This window comes from Rhizobium sp. AN73 (assembly GCF_030757975.1).
Lineage (GTDB): Bacteria > Pseudomonadota > Alphaproteobacteria > Rhizobiales > Rhizobiaceae > Agrobacterium > Agrobacterium arsenijevicii.
Window position 1 is genome coordinate 2532501 of record NZ_JARWME010000002.1, and the last position, 23408, is coordinate 2555908.

At 58.4% G+C, this 23408-nt stretch carries 22 protein-coding genes and 3 pseudogenes (1 of these 25 only partly in view); 17 read left to right on the top strand and 8 right to left on the bottom strand.

Annotated elements, in window-relative coordinates; translation table 11 throughout:
• The 3 genes and pseudogenes from hrpB to RBH10_RS22405 form a co-directional block, all read left to right on the top strand.
• Nucleotides 1-1163 (top strand): annotated as a pseudogene (gene hrpB, locus RBH10_RS22395) (ATP-dependent helicase HrpB) (it extends 1325 nt beyond the left edge of the window).
• A gap of 29 nt (nt 1164-1192) precedes the next feature.
• Entirely contained in the window at nt 1193-2500 is a 1308-nt protein-coding gene (locus tag RBH10_RS22400) for an ActS/PrrB/RegB family redox-sensitive histidine kinase (RefSeq protein WP_281038387.1), read from the top strand.
• Nucleotides 2501-2571: 71 nt separating this feature from the next.
• Nucleotides 2572-3159: an ActR/PrrA/RegA family redox response regulator transcription factor gene (locus tag RBH10_RS22405; protein WP_045020535.1), complete on the top strand. Its 588-nt coding sequence runs from the start codon at nt 2572-2574 to the stop codon at nt 3157-3159.
• A gap of 6 nt (nt 3160-3165) precedes the next feature.
• On the opposite strand, the gene RBH10_RS22410 is transcribed toward RBH10_RS22405, so the two are convergent.
• Nucleotides 3166-3651: an MmcB family DNA repair protein gene (locus RBH10_RS22410; RefSeq protein WP_281038386.1), complete on the bottom strand. Its 486-nt coding sequence runs from the start codon at nt 3649-3651 to the stop codon at nt 3166-3168.
• A 183-nt stretch (nt 3652-3834) separates the two neighbouring features.
• On the opposite strand from RBH10_RS22410, the gene RBH10_RS22415 reads away from it, so the two are divergent.
• Complete coding sequence (locus RBH10_RS22415) at nt 3835-4548, top strand: L,D-transpeptidase (protein ID WP_045020533.1); 714 nt, start codon at nt 3835-3837, stop codon at nt 4546-4548.
• Nucleotides 4549-4630: 82 nt separating this feature from the next.
• Here RBH10_RS22415 and RBH10_RS22420 read toward each other — a convergent pair whose 3' ends face one another.
• The 4 genes from RBH10_RS22420 to hslV all read right to left on the bottom strand — a co-directional run bounded on the left by RBH10_RS22420 (nt 4631) and on the right by hslV (nt 9984).
• Nucleotides 4631-6799, bottom strand: a complete 2169-nt coding sequence (locus RBH10_RS22420) for a malate synthase G (RefSeq protein WP_281038385.1) — start codon at nt 6797-6799, stop codon at nt 4631-4633.
• 120 nt (nt 6800-6919) lie between these two features.
• Nucleotides 6920-7885 (bottom strand): DUF1402 family protein, encoded by a 966-nt coding sequence (locus tag RBH10_RS22425; protein WP_045020581.1) that lies wholly within the window; start codon nt 7883-7885, stop codon nt 6920-6922.
• 186 nt (nt 7886-8071) lie between these two features.
• Nucleotides 8072-9379 carry an ATP-dependent protease ATPase subunit HslU gene (gene hslU / locus RBH10_RS22430; RefSeq protein ID WP_045020529.1) on the bottom strand — a complete coding sequence of 436 codons (1308 nt, stop codon included), beginning with the start codon at nt 9377-9379 and terminating at the stop codon, nt 8072-8074.
• Between the two features lie 80 nt (nt 9380-9459).
• Nucleotides 9460-9984 carry an ATP-dependent protease subunit HslV gene (hslV, locus tag RBH10_RS22435; RefSeq protein ID WP_045020527.1) on the bottom strand — a complete coding sequence of 175 codons (525 nt, stop codon included), beginning with the start codon at nt 9982-9984 and terminating at the stop codon, nt 9460-9462.
• Nucleotides 9985-10188: 204 nt separating this feature from the next.
• Between hslV and hisB the strand changes: the two genes are divergently transcribed.
• From hisB to coaA, 7 genes and pseudogenes are all read left to right on the top strand, one after another.
• Nucleotides 10189-10785, top strand: coding sequence for an imidazoleglycerol-phosphate dehydratase HisB (gene hisB, locus RBH10_RS22440; RefSeq protein ID WP_045020525.1), 597 nt, complete (start codon nt 10189-10191; stop codon nt 10783-10785).
• 23 nt (nt 10786-10808) lie between these two features.
• Nucleotides 10809-11303 (top strand): DUF2628 domain-containing protein, encoded by a 495-nt coding sequence (locus RBH10_RS22445; RefSeq protein ID WP_281038384.1) that lies wholly within the window; start codon nt 10809-10811, stop codon nt 11301-11303.
• Between the two features lies 1 nt (nt 11304).
• A complete protein-coding gene (hisH, locus tag RBH10_RS22450) occupies nt 11305-11955 on the top strand; it encodes an imidazole glycerol phosphate synthase subunit HisH (RefSeq protein ID WP_045020522.1) in 651 nt (216 codons plus the stop codon).
• A 1-nt stretch (nt 11956) separates the two neighbouring features.
• Complete coding sequence (gene hisA, locus RBH10_RS22455; RefSeq protein ID WP_281038383.1) at nt 11957-12706, top strand: 1-(5-phosphoribosyl)-5-[(5-phosphoribosylamino)methylideneamino]imidazole-4-carboxamide isomerase; 750 nt, start codon at nt 11957-11959, stop codon at nt 12704-12706.
• Nucleotides 12703-13479: an imidazole glycerol phosphate synthase subunit HisF gene (gene hisF / locus RBH10_RS22460; protein WP_281038382.1), complete on the top strand. Its 777-nt coding sequence runs from the start codon at nt 12703-12705 to the stop codon at nt 13477-13479. Before hisA ends, hisF begins: the two co-directional genes overlap by 4 nt.
• Before the next feature lie 15 nt (nt 13480-13494).
• The gene (locus tag RBH10_RS22465) at nt 13495-13818 is read left to right on the top strand and encodes a phosphoribosyl-ATP diphosphatase (protein WP_281038381.1); all 324 of its coding nucleotides are present in this window, start codon (nt 13495-13497) and stop codon (nt 13816-13818) included.
• Nucleotides 13815-14817, top strand: a pseudogene (coaA, locus tag RBH10_RS22470) (type I pantothenate kinase). The gene RBH10_RS22465 and the pseudogene coaA overlap by 4 nt, the downstream one beginning before the upstream one ends.
• A gap of 49 nt (nt 14818-14866) precedes the next feature.
• Here the strand turns inward: coaA and lysM are convergent.
• The 3 genes and pseudogenes from lysM to RBH10_RS22485 all read right to left on the bottom strand — a co-directional run bounded on the left by lysM (nt 14867) and on the right by RBH10_RS22485 (nt 17575).
• Nucleotides 14867-15315, bottom strand: a pseudogene (gene lysM / locus RBH10_RS22475) (peptidoglycan-binding protein LysM).
• A gap of 87 nt (nt 15316-15402) precedes the next feature.
• Entirely contained in the window at nt 15403-15837 is a 435-nt protein-coding gene (gene arfB, locus RBH10_RS22480; RefSeq protein ID WP_281038379.1) for an alternative ribosome rescue aminoacyl-tRNA hydrolase ArfB, read from the bottom strand.
• A 127-nt stretch (nt 15838-15964) separates the two neighbouring features.
• The gene (locus RBH10_RS22485) at nt 15965-17575 is read right to left on the bottom strand and encodes a phosphoenolpyruvate carboxykinase (RefSeq protein WP_281038378.1); all 1611 of its coding nucleotides are present in this window, start codon (nt 17573-17575) and stop codon (nt 15965-15967) included.
• 339 nt (nt 17576-17914) lie between these two features.
• Between RBH10_RS22485 and chvI the strand changes: the two genes are divergently transcribed.
• The 6 genes from chvI to ahcY all read left to right on the top strand — a co-directional run bounded on the left by chvI (nt 17915) and on the right by ahcY (nt 23283).
• Nucleotides 17915-18643: a two-component system response regulator ChvI gene (gene chvI / locus RBH10_RS22490; protein ID WP_045020579.1), complete on the top strand. Its 729-nt coding sequence runs from the start codon at nt 17915-17917 to the stop codon at nt 18641-18643.
• Between the two features lie 52 nt (nt 18644-18695).
• Entirely contained in the window at nt 18696-20486 is a 1791-nt protein-coding gene (gene chvG, locus RBH10_RS22495) for a two-component system sensor histidine kinase ChvG (protein WP_281038377.1), read from the top strand.
• Nucleotides 20476-20940 (top strand): HPr kinase/phosphorylase, encoded by a 465-nt coding sequence (locus RBH10_RS22500; protein WP_281038376.1) that lies wholly within the window; start codon nt 20476-20478, stop codon nt 20938-20940. Before chvG ends, RBH10_RS22500 begins: the two co-directional genes overlap by 11 nt.
• A 125-nt stretch (nt 20941-21065) precedes the next feature.
• Nucleotides 21066-21467, top strand: coding sequence for a PTS sugar transporter subunit IIA (locus RBH10_RS22505; RefSeq protein ID WP_003516318.1), 402 nt, complete (start codon nt 21066-21068; stop codon nt 21465-21467).
• 11 nt (nt 21468-21478) lie between these two features.
• Complete coding sequence (locus RBH10_RS22510; RefSeq protein WP_003516321.1) at nt 21479-21754, top strand: HPr family phosphocarrier protein; 276 nt, start codon at nt 21479-21481, stop codon at nt 21752-21754.
• 128 nt (nt 21755-21882) lie between these two features.
• Nucleotides 21883-23283: an adenosylhomocysteinase gene (ahcY, locus tag RBH10_RS22515; protein WP_045020503.1), complete on the top strand. Its 1401-nt coding sequence runs from the start codon at nt 21883-21885 to the stop codon at nt 23281-23283.
• Nucleotides 23284-23408 lie beyond the last annotated feature (125 nt).

The window sequence follows — 23408 nt, forward strand, 5'->3', positions numbered from 1 at the left end:
GTGAGGGTGCTGGAAAAAAGGCGGCAATGCTCGCTGTCATGCTAACGGAACAGGGACTGGGCGGAAACGACATCGATCTCGATGAAAGATTGCGACGCTTTCTTTCCGAGAGAAACGAAAGGGCGCAGGCGGCGCGCAAGCTGGCGTCGAGACTTCTCGATGCGATCGGCGTGGCGCAGGCGGTAACCGAGCAGCCGAGCGAGGCCGGCCCTTTATTGCTGCACGCCTATCCGGACCGGATCGCCCTTCAACGCGGCGCACGCGGCCGCTACGTGATGGCGAACGGCCGGGGCGCCGAACTTGCCGAGACCGAACGGTTGGCGGCGAGCAGGATGCTGGTAGTGGCCGATGTTACCGGGCGGGCAGCGCAACCGCGTATTCTTTCCGCGGCAAGCATTGAGAGAGCCGATATAGAAGAGCGGATGCCGCATCTTATCGAGCAGCAGGACCAGCTGCTTTTCGACAAGGCGAGCGGTCAGGCGCGTGCGCGCCGCGTTACACGCCTCGGCGCGATCATTCTCGACGAGACGCCCCTGCCCCGTCCCGAAGGCGAACGGGCGGCGCTGGCGCTGGCCAATGGGGTTCGGGAATTCGGCGTCGCCATTCTTCCACTCTCGAAAGAAACCCTGCAACTGCGCGACAGGATCGGCTTTTTGAACGCCAGCATCGGCGAACCCTGGCCGGATGTCAGCGATGAGGCATTGCTTTTACGACTGGATGAGTGGTTCGTTCCCTTCCAGCATGGCGCGCGTAGCCTGCAGGATATCCGGCCCGGCAGCCTTTCCGAGGGACTTTTGTCTCTGGTGCCCCATGAGGTTGTGCGCGATCTCGGCAGGTTGGCGCCGACACATTTCGAAGCGCCAACGGGCCAACGGCATCCCATCCGCTACGACGCCAGCGAACCGACACTCTCAATTCGCGTGCAGGAGCTTTTCGGGCTGACGGCCCACCCGGCAATCGCGCAGGGGCGGTTACCGCTGCTGCTGGAATTGACCTCGCCGGCGCACAGGCCGATACAGACGACACGCGATCTTCCCGGTTTCTGGGCGGGATCGTGGAAGGACGTGCGGGCGGATATGCGCGGGCGATACCCGCGCCATCCATGGCCGGAGGACCCGGCATCGGCATTGCCCACCAGCCGCGTAAAACCACGCGGGACGTGACGACGATGAAAAGCACAAAGGAGACGAAGGTGGCTAGCCATCCGATCGAAACCACCAGGCTTGGCCGCGCCAGCCGCAGGATAAGGCTGCAAACCATCGTATGGCTGCGCTGGCTGGCCGTTGCGGGACAAAGCGCAACGATCCTGTTCGTCGCATCGGCGCTGCATTTCCCCCTGCCGCTTCTGGCTTGCAGTCTTTTGATCGCGGCACTGGCGCTTGCCAACCTGTTTCTCACCGCCCGTTTTCCCTCCACCTATCGTCTGGAGCCCTGGGAAGCGACGTTGCTGCTTGCGTTCGACCTGCTGCAATTGACGGCGCTCATCTACATCACCGGTGGCCTTTCCAATCCTTTCGCGCCGCTGATTTGCGTGCAGGTCATCATCGCCTTTGCCTCGCAGCCGCTTCGGCACTCGCTCATTCTCCTCGCCTTTGCGATCATCTGCTCGACGGCGATCGCTTTTTCGCCGTTTCCGGTTCCCTGGTATCCTGACGAGGTATTGCCGATCCAGCTTCTGCTGCATGTCGGCACTTGGGTTGCGATCGTCGCCACGACCTCTTTCGCAGCCTTTTATGCCTATCGCGTTTCGCATGAGGCGAACCAGCTGGCCGACGCGCTTGCCGCAACCGAACTGGTGCTGGAACGGGAAAAACACCTTTCCCAGCTGGATGGTCTCGCCGCCGCCGCCGCGCACGAGCTGGGCACGCCGCTGGCGACAATCAGCGTCGTTGCCAAGGAAATGGAGCGGGAACTCGGCAATGATGAAAGGTTTGGCGAAGACATAGCGCTGCTGCGCAGCCAGAGCGAAAGATGCCGCGATATTCTGCGCCGCCTTACATCGCTTTCCACCGATGATGAGGAACATATGCGCCGCCTGCCACTCTCGTCGCTGATCGAGGAGGTGGTGGCGCCACACCGGGAATTCGGCATCCGTCTCGAGCTCGTCGAAAAGAACAACCGGGTCGACGAGCCGGTCGGCGTCCGGAATGCCGGCGTTATTTACGGGCTGGGCAACCTCATCGAAAACGGCGTGGACTATGCGCGGGAAAAAGTGACAGTGACCGTCGACTACGATTCGCAGAATGTCTCCGTCACCATTGAGGATGACGGGCCGGGTTATGCCCATGACGTGCTTGCCCGCATTGGCGAACCCTATGTGACCGAACGTCACAACGACACGCGGGCGGGCGGGCTCGGGCTCGGGCTTTTCATCGCCAAGACGTTGCTGGAACGATCTGGCGCCACCGTTACCTTTGAAAATCGAGGTTTGAGTGGAACCGGAGCACGCGTCACAATCGTCTGGCCTCGTGCGCTTATGGACGATAAAAGGGATCGTTGACTTTACCATCCACATTGAAGCGGCGATAAGAAGAAGAAAAAAGCCGACTAAGTTGCCGAAAGGCCGGAAACATGACGACAGAAGACCAGACCCCATCCATCAGCGTGCCGACAGACGACGGCGACCCGATCGGGCCCGACAGATCGCTGCTGATCGTCGATGACGACGGCCCATTTCTGCGCCGGCTTGCCCGGGCGATGGAAACACGCGGATTTGTCGTCGATACCGCCGAGACTGTCAGCGAGGGCATTGCGCGCTCCAAGGCTGCGCCACCCAAATATGCGGTCGTCGATTTGAGGCTTACGGATGGCAACGGTCTGGAAGTCATCGAAGCTATCCGACAGAACAGGGACGATACGCAGATCGTCGTTCTGACCGGCTACGGCAATATCGCAACGGCCGTTACCGCCGTGAAACTCGGGGCACTGGACTATCTTGCCAAACCCGCCGATGCGGACGACGTCTTTAATGCGCTGACGCAGCGCAAGGGTGAAAAGACCGAAGTCCCTGAGAACCCCATGTCGGCAGACCGGGTGCGTTGGGAGCATATTCAGCGTGTTTATGAAATGTGCGAACGCAACGTCTCGGAAACCGCCCGCCGGCTCAACATGCACCGAAGAACGTTGCAGCGCATTCTCGCCAAGCGCGCGCCGAAGTAAGGGGGATTACTCCCCGAAGCTGCGCCCGGTCGTCCATTCCGCCAGCATAAGCCGGGTTGCAGCCGTTCTGGAAAAATCCAGCATCACCGATTTGCGGGTCCCCGGTGGCAATTTATGCTCCGGCGCATCGCGAAGCATATGGGCGCCGTAGCCATCCGACAGAATAAGCCCGCATTCTTCCGGGAAGATTTCGACTGGTACTTCCGGATGGGTGGCGAAAAACAGCCTGTCGCAATGCAGGCGGTAATCCGGCCATTTGCGATCGACACGGAAATCCTCGATGGAGGATTTGATTTCGATGATCCAGATTTCACCCTTTGCCGAGAGGCTGATGAGATCTGCCCTTCGCCCACTCGCAAGCGGCAGTTCCGGCAATACCGAATGGCGCATCTCGTGCAAAAGCACCTGAACGCCGCGACGCACCAGCATCGCCTTGTCCGACTGGCGGCCGTCGATTAACGGATTATTGTTGGTAAGCGAAAGAATAGTCATGGATAAAGGCTGCTGAGGCGTTTGGCCTATTGTTGCAAAAAGGCAATCAACCGGCAATTTTAAAGGCACAACCGTCTCGCGGCGGTGCAACGGCTTGCCAAGAGCGGCTTAATGGAAAATAACCGATTTATCCAATTAAGACTACTCCTTCGCACAATTTGGCGAATTTTCCGCGAGAACGATATGCGCATCCGTACCTCATTGACCGCACTTGGTCTGACGGCAGCACTGGCTTTGGCCGGCTGCGCCGAAACTACATCCCAATCGTCTGGCCAGACATCCGGCAAGGTAGCGGCGTCAGTGCCGGTCGCCAACCCGGTTCCGGCAAAGGTCGAAACCGTCCAGATCTTCAACGATGTTTATGGTCCCGTGACCGATGCTGGCTATGCTCTGCCGGCCATTCCGATCAATCGTGTGAATGAGAAGTACCGTCGCCAGATCGTCGAGTTCCAGACGAACGAGAAGCCCGGCACCATCATCGTCAATACGCGCGAACGTTTCCTCTATTATATCATGTCCGGCAACCGCGCGGTCCGTTACGGCATCGGCGTTGGCAAGGCAGGTTTCGCCTGGGCCGGTGAAGCCTATGTCGCCTGGAAGCAGGAATGGCCGATGTGGCATCCGCCGAAGGAAATGGCAGATCGCAAGCCGGAAGTTGCCAAGTATGTCGAAGCAGGCATGGGCCCGGGCCTTTCCAACCCGCTCGGCGCACGCGCCATGTATCTCTTCAATGAAAAGGGACAGGACACTCTGTTCCGCATCCATGGTTCGCCTGAATGGGCATCGATCGGCACCGCCGCCTCTTCCGGCTGCATCCGCATGATCAACCAGGATGTTATCGACCTTTACAGCCGCGTTCGCCCCGGCCGCAGCACCAAGGTCGTCGTGATCCAGTAAGATCAGATACCAGACAAAGAAAAAGCCGCCGTGGTATTCCCCGGCGGCTTTTTTTGTTCTTGATGATTGGCGGTGGGCGGCTTCAGGCCGCCTGCTTCGCTTTCAGTTCCAGACGACGGCGGTGAAGAACCGGCTCGGTATAACCGTTCGGCTGCTCCCGGCCCTTCAGCACAAGCTCGACGGCGGCCTGAAAAGCGATTGATCCTTCAAAGTCGGACGCCATCGGCAAATAGGCCGGATCGCCGGCATTTTGGCTATCGACCACGGCGGCCATGCGCTTCATGGTCTCAATGATCTGTTCCTCTGTCACCACGCCATGGCGCAGCCAGTTCGCCATATGCTGTGCAGAGATGCGCAGCGTAGCGCGGTCTTCCATAAGCCCGACATTGTTGATGTCAGGCACCTTGGAGCAACCGACGCCCTGATCGACCCAGCGCACCACGTATCCGAGAATACCCTGCGCATTGTTGTCGAGTTCGCGCTGGATTTCCTCCGGCGTCCAGTTGGGACGCGGCACGACCGGCACGGACAGAATATCGGAAAGCTTTGCGCGGCCGCGGCTTTTCAGACCTTCCTGAACCTCGGCAACATCGACCTTGTGATAATGCGTGGCATGCAACGTCGCCGCCGTTGGCGAAGGCACCCAGGCGGTGTTGGCGCCGGCCTTCGGGTGCGCGATCTTCTGCTCCAGCATGGCCGCCATCAGATCCGGCATGGCCCACATGCCCTTGCCGATCTGCGCATGACCGGAAAGGCCGCATTCCAACCCGATATCGACGTTCCAGTTCTCGTAGGCAGCAATCCAGGCCGCCTGCTTCATGTCGCCCTTGCGGATCATCGGGCCTGCTTCCATCGAGGTATGGATCTCATCGCCCGTGCGGTCGAGGAAGCCCGTATTAATGAAGACGACCCGGTCTTTCGCGGCGCGGATGCTTTCCTTGAGGTTGACCGTGGTGCGGCGCTCCTCGTCCATGATGCCCATTTTCATGGTGTTCGGCGCCATGCCGACAAGCTTTTCGACCCGCGTGAAAATCTCGTTGGCGAAGGCCACTTCCTCCGGCCCGTGCATCTTCGGCTTGACCACATACATGGAGCCGGCGCGGGAATTCTGACGCCGCCCGGATGGGCCGACATCGTAAAGTGCGATCAGCCCCGTCACGACGGCATCCATGATGCCCTCCGGCACCTCGCGGCCATTCTTGTCGAGGATCGCCGGATTGGTCATGAGATGGCCGACATTGCGCACCAGCATCAGGGAGCGACCCGGCAACGTGAGTGCTGCGCCATTGGGGGCGGTGTAATAACGATCCGGATTCAGGCTGCGGGTAAAGGTCTTGCCACCCTTTACAACCTCTTCCGTCAGGTCACCGCGCATCAGGCCAAGCCAGTTGCCGTAAACCAGCACCTTGTCCTCGGCATCAACAGCGGCAACCGAATCCTCACAATCCATGATGGTCGTGAGCGCCGATTCGAGAATGACGTCCGCGATACCCGCCTTGTCACCCTTGCCGATTTCCGTCGAGGGATCGATGACAATCTCGGTGTGCAGACCGTTCTTGCCAAGCAGGATCGTTGCCGGCTTTTCCGCTTCGCCGGTGAAGCCCTTGAATTGCGCGGCATCCTTCAGCCCGCTCGCACCGTCACCGATTGCAAGCTGCAACGCGCCGTCGACGATCTTGAAGCCGGTCACATCCGACCAGCCTGCCGTTTCGAGTGGCGCCGATTCGTCGAGGAAGTTTCGTGCCCAGGCAATGACCTTGTCGCCACGCTTCGGATTATAGTCCCTGCCCTTTTCCGCACCGTCCGCGTCGGAAATGGCATCCGTGCCGTAAAGCGCATCGTAAAGCGAACCCCAGCGGGCATTCGCAGCGTTCAGCGCATAACGCGCATTCATGACTGGCACGACGAGCTGCGGTCCGGCAACGGCGGCAATTTCAGAGTCGACGTTATCAGTTTCAACCTTGAAGCCGGGACCTTCCGGCAGCAGATAGCCGATTTCCTTCAGGAAGCCCTCATAGGCATCGAAATCCGTCGGAGCGCCATTCTGGCGGTACCAGCCGTCCAGTTTTTCCTGCAAGGCATCGCGTTTTGCGAGCAATTCACGATTAACAGGGGAAAGCTCGTGGACGATGGCCGAAAAGCCTTCAAAGAAGGTTTCCGCATCGAGACCCGTGCCCGGCAAGACCTCATCCGTCAAAAAAGCATAAAGCCTGTCATCGATGGAAAGACCGAATTTATTCGTGCGGCTCACATGCGCCTCCTCTTATCTTGAGGATGCAGATTGGACGCTGAGGCGGGCGCTCGTCAATTGCGAGAGGCAACCAAATATTATTTCCGTTTTGGAAAGAATGCGGACGATAATCGCCTTTTTCTACAAAAGCGCCTGTAGATCCTTGATGCGCTCGTTCACCAGCCAGCCGTAATAGTTTTCTTCCGGCAACAGGGGCTGCTCACCGCCTGCCGCACGCTGACGGTTCTTCTGGGCGAGCGCGGCCGCACGCTGCGTTGAGCCACCGACATTATAAAGCGTGGAGGTCACGCCCGGATTTTTGGAAACATCCATGTCGGCAATCGACCTGTAGTCGTCGATCGATTTGCGGATGGAGGCCGCCATGAAAGCCAGCGAGCGATCCGGGTCCATGATTGCCGTGTAGACTGCGGTAGCGTCGTTTTCGTCCAGCTTCTCGTAACCGGAGGTTTTCGCCACCATGTCGGACAACATCAGTGCCGTCAGCGGATTGATCTGGCCGAGACCGAAGGTCTGCCCGGCGTAAAAGGGCTGGAAAAATACAGCGCTGAAACGATTGTTCGGATAAGCGACACCATCCACCGTCTTACCACGGAAGCTGTCATCCCAGACATCTTCCCGACAGTTCCACAGACTGTAGGAATCCTTCTTCGACTGGCATTTGGCAAATTGCGAATGCGTCAGAAACTGCGCAATGGTTTCGTCCTTGTAGCCGAAACGGAAGCTGCTGCCAGCATAGGAGGCCGCCTTGACATAATAGGATTGCAGGCGGTCATAGGCGTCGACATTATAGGTATGTTCGCCGACGATCGCCCCGATCATATGGATCGGATCGATGCCGTAGCGCCCGGCAGTCGACTTGATCTTGGCGATCAGCGCCTTGTCGGAGGACAGGAGCTCGATAACCTTCTGGTATTTGCGCTCGAAAGACGTGTTGGACGCCTTGGTTCTTTTTGCGGAAGCGCCCGGAACGCCCGGCTGTTCAGCATTGCGATTGCCCGGCGGAACAACCGTCGCGGCCTCAGCATAAGAAGACGAGACGACGGTGAACGTCAAAGCGGCGGCAAATGCCAGAAGAGTTTTGCGCACGAGCGAATGCCTTTTCTCAAGCCGGCCTTCGGACCAAGGGAAAACCGGACCATTCCAATAAAGCGGTTCCAACCGGAATGCAGCCTCTCCCATAAACAAAATGGGGGCTGAATGCGAGACAAGGCCATAAAATAAAAGAGTGCGGCAAATATGGCCGCACTCTCCTGTTGTCGATCTCCGAAATATTCAGAGAATGTAGCGGGACAAATCCGTATCGGCGGCAAGATCGCCGACATGTTTTTTGACATATTCCTGGTCGATCTTGACGGCAGAGCCACCTCGATCCGGTGCGTTGAAGGAAATCTCGTCCAGCACACGCTCCATTACCGTCTGCAGGCGGCGCGCACCGATATTCTCGACCGACGAGTTCAGATGAACGGCCACATCGGCCAAAGCATCGATCGCATCATCGGTGAAATCGAGGTCGAGTTCTTCCGTTGCCATCAGCGCCTTGTACTGGCGGATAAGGCTTGCCTCCGTCTCGGTCAGGATGCGGCGGAAATCTTCCTTTGTCAGCGGTTTCAGCTCGACGCGGATCGGCAGGCGGCCCTGAAGCTCCGGCAAAAGATCCGATGGCTTTGCCACATGGAACGCGCCGGATGCGATGAACAGAACGTGGTCGGTTTTCACCGGGCCATATTTCGTCGAAACCGTCGTGCCTTCGACAAGCGGCAGCAGGTCGCGCTGCACGCCTTCGCGCGAAACGCCGGCACCCATGCCGCCATCGCGGGCAGCAATCTTGTCGATCTCGTCGAGGAAGACGATGCCGTCATTTTCCACCGACTTCACCGCTTCGCGCTGGATCATTTCATTGTCCAGCAGTTTGTCGGATTCGTCGCGAACGAGATCGGTATAGGATTTCGAGACGGTGGTGCGCACCTTCTTGGTGCGGCCGCCCATGGCCTTGCCGAACATTTCCGACAGGTTGAGAACGCCGATATTGGCACCCGGCATGCCGGGAATTTCAAAACCGGGCATGCCCGAACCGCTGTCGGCAACCTCGATGTCGATTTCCTTGTCGTCCAGCTCGCCGTCACGCAGCTTCTTGCGGAAGCTCTCGCGAGTCGCCGGAGAGGAGGTCGTTCCGACAAGTGCGTCGAGCACCCGCTCCTCGGCGCTGGCATGCGCCTTGGCCTGAACTTCGGCGCGTTTCTTTTCACGCACGAGACCGATGCCGATTTCGACCAGATCGCGGATGATCTGCTCGACATCGCGGCCGACATAACCGACTTCGGTGAACTTGGTCGCCTCGACCTTGATGAAAGGCGCGCCGGCAAGCTTGGCAAGACGGCGGGAAATCTCCGTCTTGCCGACACCGGTCGGTCCGATCATCAGAATATTCTTGGGCATGACTTCGTCGCGCAGGCTCTCGTCAAGCTGCTGGCGACGCCAGCGGTTACGAAGCGCAATGGCGACCGCACGTTTCGCATCATGCTGGCCGATGATGTAGCGGTCCAGTTCCGAGACAATTTCCCGGGGAGAAAAAGTGGTCATTCTATCCTCTCGGCTTTCCTGCTCCGACCGGCCAATGAAGGCCCGGTCCGCAAGACCCTTTGGTGAGACAATAATGCTGCTTATTCGGCGTCGAGCGTTTCGACGATGAGATTATGGTTGGTATAAACGCAGATATCGGCGGCTATATCGAGCGACTTGCGCGCCACCTCTTCGGCCGACTTGTCCGTGTCCATCATGGCGCGAGCAGCCGCAAAGGCGTAGTTGCCGCCGGAGCCGATGGCGATTGCACCGTGTTCCGGCTCCAGCACGTCACCATTGCCGGTGATGGCAAGTGTGGTGGATTTGTCAGCCACCAGCATCATGGCTTCGAGATTGCGCAGATATTTGTCCGTGCGCCAGTCCTTTGCAAGCTCCACAGCCGCACGCATGAGCTGACCCGGATATTGCTCAAGCTTCTTTTCAAGACGGTCGAGCAGCGTGAAAGCATCCGCCGTCGCGCCGGCAAAACCGGCAATCACTTCGCCTTTACCAATGCGGCGAACCTTGCGGGCATTGCCCTTCATGACGGTCTGGCCAAGGCTTACCTGACCGTCGCCAGCCATGACGACCTTGCCGCCCTTCCTGACTGTAATAATCGTTGTCATCAAACACCTGTCTGCCCGTGCCGGGCGCCTGGTTAACGGGCCGGCATCCGGCCCTTCTGGGCATCTATGTAAGTTTGCTTTTCACGATTGCAAATCCTCCCGGCAACGCATCGTTTTCCGCAAGTCAGGCAAGACGATGGAACAACTGGATATTTATGTCTCGTGCTGATAAGGAACGGCAACATTTTCACGGAGCGGCCACAAATGGCAGAACGTAAAGGCGAGATTATCCGCAAGACCAACGAAACCGCGGTTTCGGTGCGCGTGGATATCGACGGCACCGGCAAATCGACAATTTCCACCGGCGTGGGATTTTTCGATCATATGCTGGACCAGCTCAGCCGCCATTCGCTGATCGACATGGACATCGAGGTCAAGGGTGACCTGCATATCGATGACCACCACACCGTGGAAGATACCGGCATCGCCATCGGCCAGGCCATCGCCAAGGCGCTGGGCGACCGGCGCGGTATTGCCCGTTACGCCTCGCTCGATCTTGCCATGGACGAAACGATGACCAAGGCTGCCGTCGATATTTCCGGCCGTCCGTTTCTTGTCTGGAATGTGAACTTTTCCGCGCCTAAGATCGGCACATTCGACACCGAGCTTGTGCGTGAATTCTTTCAGGCGCTGGCTCAGAATGCCGGTATCACCCTGCATATCCTGAACCATTACGGCGCCAACAACCATCATATCGCCGAAACTTGCTTCAAGGCCGTTGCCCGCGTTCTTCGCGCAGCAACCGAGATCGACCCCCGGCAGGCAGGCCGCGTTCCCTCGACCAAGGGCATGCTGGCCTGACCGCCAAAGCTGTCAGGAAGCCCATGACAAGCTATCTCGTTCTGGAGGCCCCCAACGGGCCGGACAGAGACCACAAGACGACCCGTTTCATAGCAGACCATTTTGTCTGGCTGGCGCTGATTGCGCCCTGGCTATGGCTGGCCGTAAACCGGCTCTGGCTGGCGGCGGTCGCCGTCTTTGCAGTCCTTGTTCTGGCCGGCTGGGCATCAACGTTACCCGGATTCGAACCGGCAGCAATTCTCTGCAGCATCGCCATTGCCCTCCTCACTGCACTGGAGGGACGTGATTTTCTCGTCCGGCACCTGATCGGCAAGGGCTGGCGAATGACATCCATCATCTCCGCCCCTGATCTTTCGAGTGCCGAAGAGATATATTTCTCCGATCTCTCCGAAAATACGGAAACGACGGAACAGCTGTCTCAACCGATATGGACCCCCTCGCCGCAAAAGCGCGGTGACAAAAACTTCGCCAACGATCCCTCCGGATCGTTTCTCTTCGACTTGAATGGAAGGCGCTGACATGCGTGTCGCGATCATCGACTACGGTTCTGGCAACCTGCGTTCGGCCACCAAAGCTTTCGAGCGCGCCGCCCGTGAAGCCGGCATCAATGCAACCATCGACTTGACCGACAAGCCGGATCACGTCGCATCCGCGGACCGTATCGTCCTGCCCGGTGTCGGCGCTTATGCGGATTGCCGTGCCGGCCTCGAAGCAGTGCCCGGCATGCATGAAGCACTCGTTGAAGCCGTCGAGAAAAAAGCCCATCCCTTCCTCGGCATCTGTGTCGGCATGCAGCTGATGTCCTCGCGCGGGCTGGAAAAGACTGTCAGCACCGGGCTTGGCTGGATCGAAGGCGACGTCATCGAGATGACCCCTTCCGATCCCACACTTAAAATTCCACAGATCGGCTGGAACACGCTGGAAATCCGCCATCAGCACCCCCTGTTCGACGGCATCAAGACCGGCGCAGATGGCCTGCACGCCTATTTCGTGCATTCCTATCATCTGGCGGCCAAACATCCGGCGGACGTGATCGCCACCACCAATTATGGTGGCGCGATGACGGCTTTCGTTGGTCGCGACAATATGGCGGGCGCGCAATTCCACCCGGAAAAAAGCCAGACGCTCGGCCTTGCCCTGATTTCCAATTTCCTGCGCTGGAAGCCCTGACATGATTCTTTTTCCCGCAATCGACCTTAAAGACGGCCAGTGCGTTCGCCTGAAACTCGGCGATATGGAGCAGGCCACCGTCTACAACACCGACCCCGGCGCGCAGGCGAAAGCCTTTGAAGATCAGGGCTTCGAGTGGCTGCATGTCGTTGATCTCAACGGCGCATTTGCCGGCCAGACAGTCAATGGCGAGGCGGTCGATGCCATTCTGAAAGCCACGAAAAACCCGGTGCAGCTTGGCGGTGGCATCCGCACTCTCGACCATATCGAGGCGTGGCTCAGCCGCGGACTTGCGCGCGTCATTCTCGGCACGGTGGCGGTACGAGATCCGGTTCTGGTTCTGGAAGCCTGCAAGCGTTTCCCCGGGCAGGTCGCTGTCGGCATTGATGCCAAGGGCGGCAAGGTTGCCGTGGAAGGCTGGGCGGAAGCCTCCGAACTCGGCGTCATCGAACTGGCCAAACGTTTCGAAGGTGCCGGCGTCGCCGCCATCATCTACACCGATATCGATCGTGACGGCATTCTGGCCGGCATCAACTGGGCCTCGACGCTGGAACTGGCGGATGCCGTATCCATCCCGGTCATCGCCTCGGGCGGCCTTGCCTCCATCGAAGACATCAAACGCATGTTGCAGCCGGATGCCGCAAAGCTCGAGGGCGCAATTTCGGGCCGCGCGCTTTATGACGGGCGCATCGATCCGCAGGAGGCGCTGGCCCTGATCAAGGCGGCCTCGAAGAAGGAGGTAAACGCATGACCCTCAAAGCCCGCGTTATTCCATGCCTCGATGTAAAAGACGGGCGCGTCGTCAAGGGCGTGAACTTCGTCGACCTGATCGACGCCGGCGACCCCGTTGAGGCGGCGAAGGCCTACGATGCGGCGGGAGCGGACGAACTCTGCTTTCTCGACATCACCGCCTCGTCCGACAATCGCGACACCATCTTCGAGGTCGTATCGCGCACCGCCGACCATTGCTTCATGCCGCTGACCGTCGGCGGCGGGGTTCGCGCCGTCTCTGACATCCGCAAGCTGCTTCTCTGCGGTGCTGACAAGGTCTCCATCAATTCCGCAGCGGTGAACGATCCTGATTTCGTCGCGCAGGCCGCCGACAAATTCGGCAACCAGTGCATCGTCGTCTCCATCGACGCCAAGAGGGTTTCGAAGGACGGAGAAGCCGGCCGCTGGGAAATATTCACCCATGGCGGACGCCAGCCGACCGGCATCGATGCCGTGGAATTCGCCATCAAAATGGTCGAACGTGGTGCCGGCGAATTGCTCGTCACCTCGATGGACCGTGACGGCACCAAGAGCGGATATGATATCGGTCTGACGCGCAGCATTGCCGATCAGGTTCGCGTGCCCGTCATTGCCTCGGGCGGTGTCGGAACGCTGGACGATCTGGTGGCAGGTGTGCGTGATGGCCACGCGACGGCGGTGCTTGCCGCTTCCATCTTCCACTTCGGCACTTATTCGATCGGGCAAGCCAAGACCTATATGGCCGAGCATGGCATCGCCATGCGTCTCGACTGATTGCAGGAACCTTCCATGAGCGCATTTTCCCTTTCCGATCTGGAACGCATCGTCGCGACACGCGCCGCCGCCTCTCCTGACGAATCCTGGACGGCCAAGCTTGTTGCGGCAGGCCAGGAACGTGCCGCGAAAAAACTGGGCGAAGAGGCGGTCGAAGCCGTCATCGCCGCCATCGCGAAAGACCGCGACGGGCTGAAAAACGAGGCCGCCGATCTGCTTTATCATCTGCTGGTGGTGCTGAAGATCGCTGACATTCCGCTTGACGACGTTTTTACCGAACTGGAGCGCCGGACCGGACAGACCGGCCTTGCGGAAAAGGCGGCGAGGCCGACATCATGAATGTAAAGGCAGGCAGCGGGGAGAGAGGCATGCCGAGTACGCTCGATCATTTCCGGCCGGATGAATATTCGCCCTACCACTTCTACAGTTCGGAAGAATGGGCGAAATTTCGCGCCGACACACCACTCACCCTCTCCGCCGACGAGGTCAAAAGACTGCGTTCGCTGGACGACCCGATCGATCTGGACGAAGTGCGGCGCATCTATCTTTCGCTGTCGCGTTTGCTCTCATCACATGTCGAAGCATCGCAGCTGCTTTTCGAACAGCGCAACCGCTTCCTGAACATGGGGGATGTCAACAAGACGCCGTTCGTCATCGGCATTGCCGGTTCGGTGGCGGTTGGAAAATCGACGACAGCGCGTATCCTGAAGGAGCTTCTGGCCCGCTGGCCCTCCAGCCCAAAGGTTGATCTCATCACCACCGACGGGTTTCTTTACCCGAACGAGGTTTTGCGGCGCGAGAACCTGATGGAGCGCAAGGGCTTTCCGGAAAGCTACGATATCGGCGCCCTGCTGCGTTTCCTCTCGGCGATCAAGGCGGGCCAGCCAAATGTGAAGGCGCCACGCTATTCGCACCTGACTTATGACGTGCTGCCAAACGAATTTACGGTCATCGATCGGCCAGATATTCTGATTTTCGAAGGCATCAACGTGCTGCAATCGCGCGACCTACCGGCGGGCGGGCGAGATCGTACCGATCGTTTCGGACTTCTTCGATTTCTCGATCTATATCGATGCCGATGAGGACTTCATTCACAACTGGTATGTGAACCGGTTCATGAATTTGCGGCAAACCGCTTTCCGCGACCCTAATTCATTCTTCAACCGTTATGCATCGATCAGTGAAGAAGCGGCGCTCAGCATTGCCGAAGGCCTCTGGCAGAACATCAACCTGAAGAACCTGCGCCAGAACATCGTGCCGACGCGCCCGCGCGCCGACCTTATCCTACGCAAAGGAAAGAACCACCTGATCGACACGGTGGCACTTCGCAAATTGTGAGCGATGCCGCACAAGGCGGCATCCCCAATGCAGCGGTTAAGACCCGTTATTAGGCAAGCTCAGGAATACGCAGAACCTGGCCGGGATAGATTTTATCGGGATGCGTCAGCATCGGCTTGTTGGCTTCGAAGATGATGTTGTTCTTGCCGCCATTTGCCTTGCCATATTGGGCTTCGGCAATCTTCCAGAGATTGTCGCCCTTCTTGACCGTGTAGAAAACGGGTTCCTTCGCCGGCGCTTCGGCCACCGTCAATTCGCCGGCTTCGACCTTGGAAATGCCGAGCGTATTGCCGACCGCAATCACCGCCTTTTCGAAAATCGACTGATCGGCCACTTCGCCCTTCAGAACGACCTTGTCGTCCACAACTTCGACCTGAACCTTGTCCGTGCCGAGATCATGGGAGGCGAGTTCTTTTTTGACCGCTTCAACATCGGGGGCATCATCACCGCCGATACCGATCTTTTTCCCGCTTCCTTGATGAAACTGAACAAACCCATAGCACTCTCCTTGGTTGTAGAGAGGCTTACCAGACGATATCTGAAGCTCTATGACAAGTGCCAAACATTTTGCCGACCAGTCGCAGCCTAATCGCCTGATGGCTTGCCGCGCATTTTCTTGACGTCCGAGCGGCCCGATTTCGCCTTGAGGCGGCGCTCGACAGAACCCTTGGTCGGTTTGGTGGCCTTGCGAACCGGCGGCGGCGGCGCTGCCGCTTCAAGGATCAGTTCCTTCAGCCGTTCGCGGGCATCTTCGCGATTGCGCTCCTGGCTGCGAAACCGGCTCGCCTCGATCATCAGCACGCCCTCTTTCGAAACACGCCGGCCACCCAGGCGCAGGGCATTCGCCTTCACCCGATCCGACAGGGCGGGCGAATTGGCGATATCGAAAAACAGCTGAACCGCCGTCGAGACCTTGTTGACGTTCTGGCCGCCCGGCCCACCGGCCAGCACGAACTGCTCCGTCAGCTCCCAGCCGGCGACGGTGATACGGTTATTGATGTAAAGCGGGTCGCTGGCCATGATCTTTCTCCGCGCCGGTGATGCCACAGATCGCAAAAAATGAAAACAGCCGACAAAATGAAAGAAGCGGGCAAAAAGAAACCCGGCACAAGGCCGGGTTCCCTCCCCCTCACGAATGAGGCTTTATTTATTCAGCAGCAAGCAGCAGGCCCGGTGCAGCGTCGCGAACCTTGCTGTCGACGTGATCCTCGAACTTGGTGAAGTTCGTGACGAACATCGACACCAGTTTCTTCGCCTGCGCGTCATAAGCCGCGCCATCGGCCCAGGTCGAACGCGGATCGAGGATTGCGGCATCGACGCCTTCCAGCGACAGGGGCACGGCGAAACCGAAATTCGCATCGGTGCGGAATTCGGCACCCTTCAGCTCGCCGGTGAGGGCTGCCGTCAGAAGCGCGCGTGTCGCCTTGATGGGCATACGCTTGCCGATGCCGTAAGCACCGCCGGTCCAGCCGGTGTTGACCAGCCAGCAATCGACGCCATGCTTGCCTATCAGCTCGCGCAGCAGGTTGCCATATTCCGCCGGGTGGCGCGGCATGAAGGGCGCGCCGAAGCAGGTCGAGAACGTCGCTTCCGGCTCCGTCACACCTTTTTCCGTGCCGGCGACCTTTGCGGTGTAACCGGAGAGGAAGTGGTACATGGCCTGTTCCGGCGTCAGCCGGGCGATCGGCGGCAGCACGCCGAAGGCATCCGCGGTCAGCATGATGATGGTCTTCGGATGGCCGGCAATGCCGGTTTCCGATGCATTCGGAATGAAGTGCAGCGGATAGGCGCTGCGGGTGTTTTCCGTCAGCGAGTTGTCGTTGAAATCCGGAACGCGGTTTTCATCCAGCACCACGTTTTCGAGAACCGTGCCGAAACGGCGGGTTGCGGCATAGATTTCCGGTTCGGCTTCGGCCGAAAGCTTGATCGCCTTGGCGTAGCAACCGCCTTCGAAGTTGAAGATGCCGTGCTCGCCCCAGCCATGCTCGTCATCGCCGATCAGCGTGCGCGACGGATCAGCCGACAGCGTGGTCTTGCCCGTGCCGGACAGACCGAAGAACACGGCCGAATCACCTTCGGGACCGACATTCGCCGAGCAATGCATCGGCATGACGCCCTTTGCCGGCAGGAGATAGTTGAGGACCGTGAAGACGGACTTCTTGTTTTCGCCGGCATAAGACGTACCACCAATGAGGACGAGGCCGTTCGTAAGATCGCAGGCGATGACGGTTTCCGAACGAACGCCGTGACGGGCCGGATCGGCCTTGAAGCTCGGCAGGTTGATGATGGTGAGCTTCTGTTTGAAGCCCGCCAGCTTCTCCTGTTTCGGCCGGATAAGAAGGTTACGGATGAACAGCGAATGCCAGGCAAGCTCGGTGACGACGCGTGTCGGCAGAGCGTTTTCCTCATCGGCGCCGCCGATCAGGTCCTGAACATAGAGCGTCTTGCCGGCGGCATGGGCCAGCATGTCCTGGCGCAGCAATTCGAAATTTTCCGGCGACAGCGGCTTGTTGTTGTCCCACCAGATGGTGTCTTCGGTGGAGGCATCGCGGACGACGAATTTGTCCTTCGGCGAACGGCCCGTATGCTGGCCGGTCACGGCGCGCAGCGCACCATCGATGGTCAGTTCAGCCTCGCCGTTGCGGATCGCCTCTTCGTACAATTCGCTTTCGTTGAGGTTATAAAAGACGCGGGAGGCCTCGCCCAGTCCGAGTTCCGCAACTCCATTGGCAGGATTATGAACCCCAAGCTCGTTCATGACGCGTTCCTTGTAAATGACGATAAGGCCGTTGAAATTTTCACGGAAAATACGTGGCGGCTTTTAGAAACGCAAGAGCGGAACTTTAAATAACTTAGTGATTTCAATATATTAATCGATTTAAAAGATTTTATTTCTTTTTAAATCGGTTGAAGACGCATTAGAATCCAATGACGGCGTTTTCCCGGAAACAGCCTCGCAACGCCCCGTGATTTGGTTGTGAGTTTTCCTTTGCCACAATTTGTTCCACCTTTATACTCATGAGAGTGGCTCGCGGCGCACAACCTTGGCTGGGTGAATGTCGGGAGTTACGAGAAAATGACGATGGAGACCAACTACATGCAGACTATCGCGCTTGTCGACGATGACCGGAATATTCTCACTTCGGTATCGATCGCGCTCGAAGCCGAAGGCTACCGGGTCGAAACGTATACCGACGGCGCCTCCGCGCTTGACGGGCTGATCGCTCGTCCACCGCAGCTCGCCATTTTCGACATCAAGATGCCCCGCATGGACGGCATGGAGCTTTTGCGGCGTCTTCGCCAGAAATCGGATATTCCCGTTATCTTCCTGACCTCCAAGGACGAAGAAATCGACGAATTGTTCGGCCTGAAGATGGGTGCCGACGATTTCATCACCAAACCCTTCTCGCAGCGCCTTCTGGTGGAGCGCGTCAAGGCCATCCTGCGCCGCGCCAGCAGCCGTGAGGCTTCCGCTGCAACCGGTAGCAGCACTTTGAAGCCGACTGCGGATCAACAGGCACGCACGCTCGAACGCGGCCAGCTCGCCATGGATCAGGAACGCCACACCTGCACATGGAAGGGCGAGCCGGTAACGCTCACCGTCACCGAATTCCTCATTCTGCATTCGCTTGCACAGAGGCCGGGCGTGGTAAAAAGCCGCGACGCGCTGATGGATGCCGCCTATGACGAACAGGTCTATGTGGACGACCGCACGATCGACAGCCACATCAAGCGCCTTCGCAAGAAGTTCAAACTGGTCGACGGCGACTTCGATATGATTGAAACGCTTTATGGCGTAGGATATCGCTTCCGCGAAGCGGCTTGAACGAGCCGCAATCGGGAGAGACCACCGGAATTGTGGTGGCGAGGACATAGACTTGTTGAAGAAAACGCCGGAAACCGTCTCGGACAGTGACGATGCCGAAGATCGCGGCAGCGAACGCCGCCATCGTATCCATCCGCTGACGATTGTCCGACGCATTTTCGGCAATGCGGTGTTTTCCAGCCTGACGCGACGCATTCTGTTCTTCAACGTGGCAGCGACCGTGGTTCTGGTCGGCGGCATTCTCTACCTCAACCAGTTCCGCGAGGGGCTGATCGACGCGCGGGTGGAAAGCCTTTTGACGCAGGGCGAAATCATCGCCGGCGCCATTTCCGCGTCTGCCTCGGTCGACACCAACTCCATCACCATCAACCCGGAAAAGCTCCTCGAGTTGCAGGCGGGGCAAAGCATCACGCCTGCCCCCAATGACGAGGACTTAAGTTTCCCGATTAATCCGGAACGGGTGGCCCCGGTGTTGCGGCGGCTGATTTCGCCGACACGCACCCGCGCGCGGCTTTTCGATGCCGATGCCAATCTGCTTCTCGATTCCCGCCATCTTTATTCGCGCGGCCAGGTCCTGCGCTTCGATCTGCCGCCGGTGGCACCGGAAACCCAGACCTGGGGTGAATGGTTCACCAGCATGTTCAACCGCATGCTGCAACCGAGCAGCCTGCCGCAATACAAGGAAGCGCCCGGCGGTGACGGCTCGATCTATCCGGAGGTGATGAATGCGCTGACCGGCGTGCGCGGCGCGGTCGTGCGTGTCACCGAAAAGGGCGAGTTGATCGTTTCGGTCGCAGTGCCGGTGCAGCGCTTCCGGGCCGTACTTGGTGTTCTGCTCCTGTCCACGCAGGCCGGTGATATCGACAAGATCGTGCATGCGGAGCGCCTTGCCATCATGCGCGTGTTCGGCATTGCCACGCTGGTCAACATCGTGCTGTCCCTGTTGTTGTCCTCCACCATCGCCACACCGCTCCGGCGGCTATCGGCTGCCGCGATCCGCGTGCGCCGCGGGGCGAGAACCCGTGAAGAGATACCGGATTTTTCGGCACGTCAGGACGAGATCGGCAACCTCTCCATAGCGCTTCGCGAAATGACCACCGCGCTTTACGACCGTATCGACGCGATCGAAAGTTTCGCCGCCGATGTCAGCCACGAACTCAAGAACCCGCTGACTTCGCTGCGCAGCGCCGTGGAAACCCTGCCCCGCGCCAAGACCGAAGAGTCGAAACAACGCCTGACCGAGATCATCTTCCACGATGTCCGCCGCCTCGACCGCTTGATCAGCGATATTTCAGATGCGTCGCGGCTCGATGCCGAACTGGCGCGTGTCGATGCATCGCCGCTCGATCTCGACGTGCTGATGAAGGGTCTGGTGGATATATCCCGCCAGATCAGCACCAAGAAGAAGAGCGTGGCGATCGACTATGTGGCCGACCGGAAGGCTGGGGCCAAAACCTCCTTCGTGGTCAACGGTCACGATCTTCGCATCGGGCAGATCGTCACCAACCTGATCGAGAATGCGCGCTCTTTCGTTTCGGAGAAAAGCGGCCGTATCACCGTGCGCCTTTCCCGTCACAAGGATCGCTGCATCGTACAGGTGGAAGACAACGGACCCGGCATTCAGGCCGAGGATATCGACCGGATTTTCGAACGTTTCTACACCGACCGTCCGGCGAGCGAAGGTTTCGGCCAGAACTCCGGTCTTGGCCTTTCCATCAGCCGCCAGATTGCCGAAGCCCATGGCGGCAGCCTCAGGGCGGAAAATGTCGTCGATAAATACGGCGTGATTTCCGGCGCGCGCTTTACCTTGTCGCTGCCGGCGGCCGAAACCCATGAACGCTGAACGCTTCAACCTGCATGCGACCGCCATCGTCGTTGACAACACCGGCATCCTCTTCACCGGACCGTCGGGAAGCGGCAAAAGCGAGCTTGCATTCAGCTTTCTGACGGAGGCGGAACGGTGCGGACTGCCGGCAGCGCTGATCGCGGACGATCAGATTTTCGTGTATCGCGACGGCGAAAACATCATTGCCGAGCGGCCGGAAGCAATCGCCGGGTTACTGGAATTGCGTGGCAGCGGCATAGTTTCGCTCAAAAGCATTGCGAGTGCTCCACTACATTTCGCCGTTACGACAGTTCTTTCACCTGAAAATCCAAGACTTCCGGAAGATGACGACGTGTTGTTGCTACCCTGCGACGGGCATCTTCCGCTTCTGCGTATTCCGCTTTCCAGTCTCGTGCCTTATGGAAAATTTGCTGCACTTGCTCAGAATCTTTTTAAAACGAATGGGAAGTGACCGTGATTCAGGCGATTTTAGGCTTGCGATCTGCATTTTCCTCATCAAGATGAAATCCCACCGATGGACAGGATTGCCGCGTTGCGATAGTCGGCAATGAGAGTGCGTGTGCAAGGGAGCATTTCATGATCGGACTAGTGCTTGTCACCCATGGCAAGCTGGCTGAGGAGTTTCGCCATGCGTTGGAGCATGTCGTCGGTCCCCAGAAATTGATCGAGACGGTTTGTATCGGTCCCGAAGACGACATGGATCAGCGCCGGCAGGATATCATCGACGCCGTTACACGCGTCAATGATGGAAATGGCGTCATTATTCTGACGGATATGTTCGGTGGTACACCGTCCAATCTCGCCATCTCCGTCATGAACAACGGCAATGTCGAAGTCATCGCCGGGGTCAATCTTCCCATGTTGATAAAACTCGCCGGTGTTCGCAGCGAAGACAACATGGACAAGGCGCTCCAAGACGCGTCCGACGCCGGTCGCAAATACATCAACGTCGCCAGCCGCGTTTTAAGCGGCAAATAAGAAGTCAGCCCATGTCGCCTCACTCCCGGGAATTGCCGATCATCAACAAGCGCGGTCTCCACGCCCGGGCATCCGCGAAATTCGTGCAGATGGTCGAGGGTTTCGACGCGACGATCACGGTTTCCAAGGACGGCATGACCGTCGGCGGTACCTCAATCATGGGCCTCATGATGCTGGCGGCAAGCCCCGGATGCAGCGTCTATGTCGAGGCGAGCGGCAATCAGGCGGAAGAGGCGCTTGCCGCACTCGAGGCGCTGGTGGCAGACCGCTTCGGCGAAGAAGCCTGAGCCCGCCCCATATAAAGACATAAAGACTTCTTTATATCGTTATTGCCAGATTGTTTTTGGCCTGCTAAACCCCTGCTACGTTTAAAAGCCGGGCCAATAGGCGTGGCATTTCTGATCTGGAGAACCTCATGAGCCTTGAGAAGGACTACATCATCGCCGATATCAACCTTGCTGCATTCGGCCGCAAGGAACTGGATATCGCCGAAACCGAAATGCCCGGCCTGATGTCCTGCCGCAGTGAGTTCGGCGCGAGCAAGCCGCTGAAGGGCGCACGCATCACCGGTTCTCTTCACATGACGATCCAGACCGGCGTTCTGATCGAGACGCTGAAGGAACTGGGCGCGGACATCCGCTGGGCGTCCTGCAACATTTTCTCAACGCAGGATCACGCGGCAGCGGCCATTGCAGCGGCCGGCATTCCCGTCTTCGCCGTCAAGGGTGAAAGCCTCACGGAATATTGGGACTATACCGACAAGATCTTCCAGTGGACCGATGGCGGCCTCTCCAACATGATCCTCGACGATGGCGGCGATGCCACCATGTACATCCTGCTCGGCGCGCGCGCCGAAGCCGGCGAGGACGTTCTTTCCAACCCCGGTTCGGAAGAAGAGGAAATTCTTTTCGCGCAGATCAACAAGCGCCTCAAGGCTTCCCCCGGCTGGTTCACCAAGCAGCGTGATGCGCTGAAGGGCGTGACGGAAGAAACGACGACCGGCGTTCATCGTCTTTACGATCTCGCCAAGAAGGGCCTCCTGCCGTTCCCGGCCATCAACGTCAACGACAGCGTCACCAAGTCCAAGTTCGACAACAAATACGGCTGCAAGGAATCGCTGGTAGACGGCATTCGCCGCGCAACCGACGTGATGATGGCCGGCAAGGTTGCCGTGGTCTGCGGTTACGGCGATGTCGGCAAGGGTTCGGCCGCCTCGCTGCAGGGCGCCGGCGCCCGCGTGAAGGTCACCGAAATCGACCCGATCTGCGCGCTTCAGGCCGCCATGGACGGTTTCGAGGTCGTTCGTCTGGAGGACGTTGTTTCCTCCGCGGATATCTTCATCACCACCACCGGCAACAAGGACGTGATCCGCATCGAGCATATGCGCGAGATGAAGGACATGGCCATCGTCGGCAATATCGGCCATTTCGACAACGAAATTCAGGTCGCTTCGCTGCGTAACCACAAGTGGACGAACATCAAGCCGCAGGTCGACATGATCGAGTTCCCGAAGGGCAACCGCATCATCCTTCTGTCCGAAGGCCGCCTGCTGAACCTCGGCAATGCCACCGGTCACCCGTCCTTCGTCATGTCGGCGTCCTTCACCAACCAGGTGCTTGGCCAGATCGAACTCTTCACGAAGCCGGGCGAATACAAGAACGAGGTTTACGTGCTGCCGAAGCACCTCGACGAAAAGGTTGCGCGCCTTCATCTCGAGAAGCTTGGCGTGCGCCTGACCGAACTTTCCGACCTTCAGGCTGATTATATCGGCATCTCGAAGCAGGGCCCGTTCAAGGCAGAACACTACAGATATTAATTTCATAGTTAATATCCACCGAAATTACACAATATGTAGATGCCGTGCGCTTGACAAAGCGCGCGGCATCTTTTTTGCGCACTCCCTTTCCGCAGATTTATGAAGGCGGTATTGTCATCGAACTT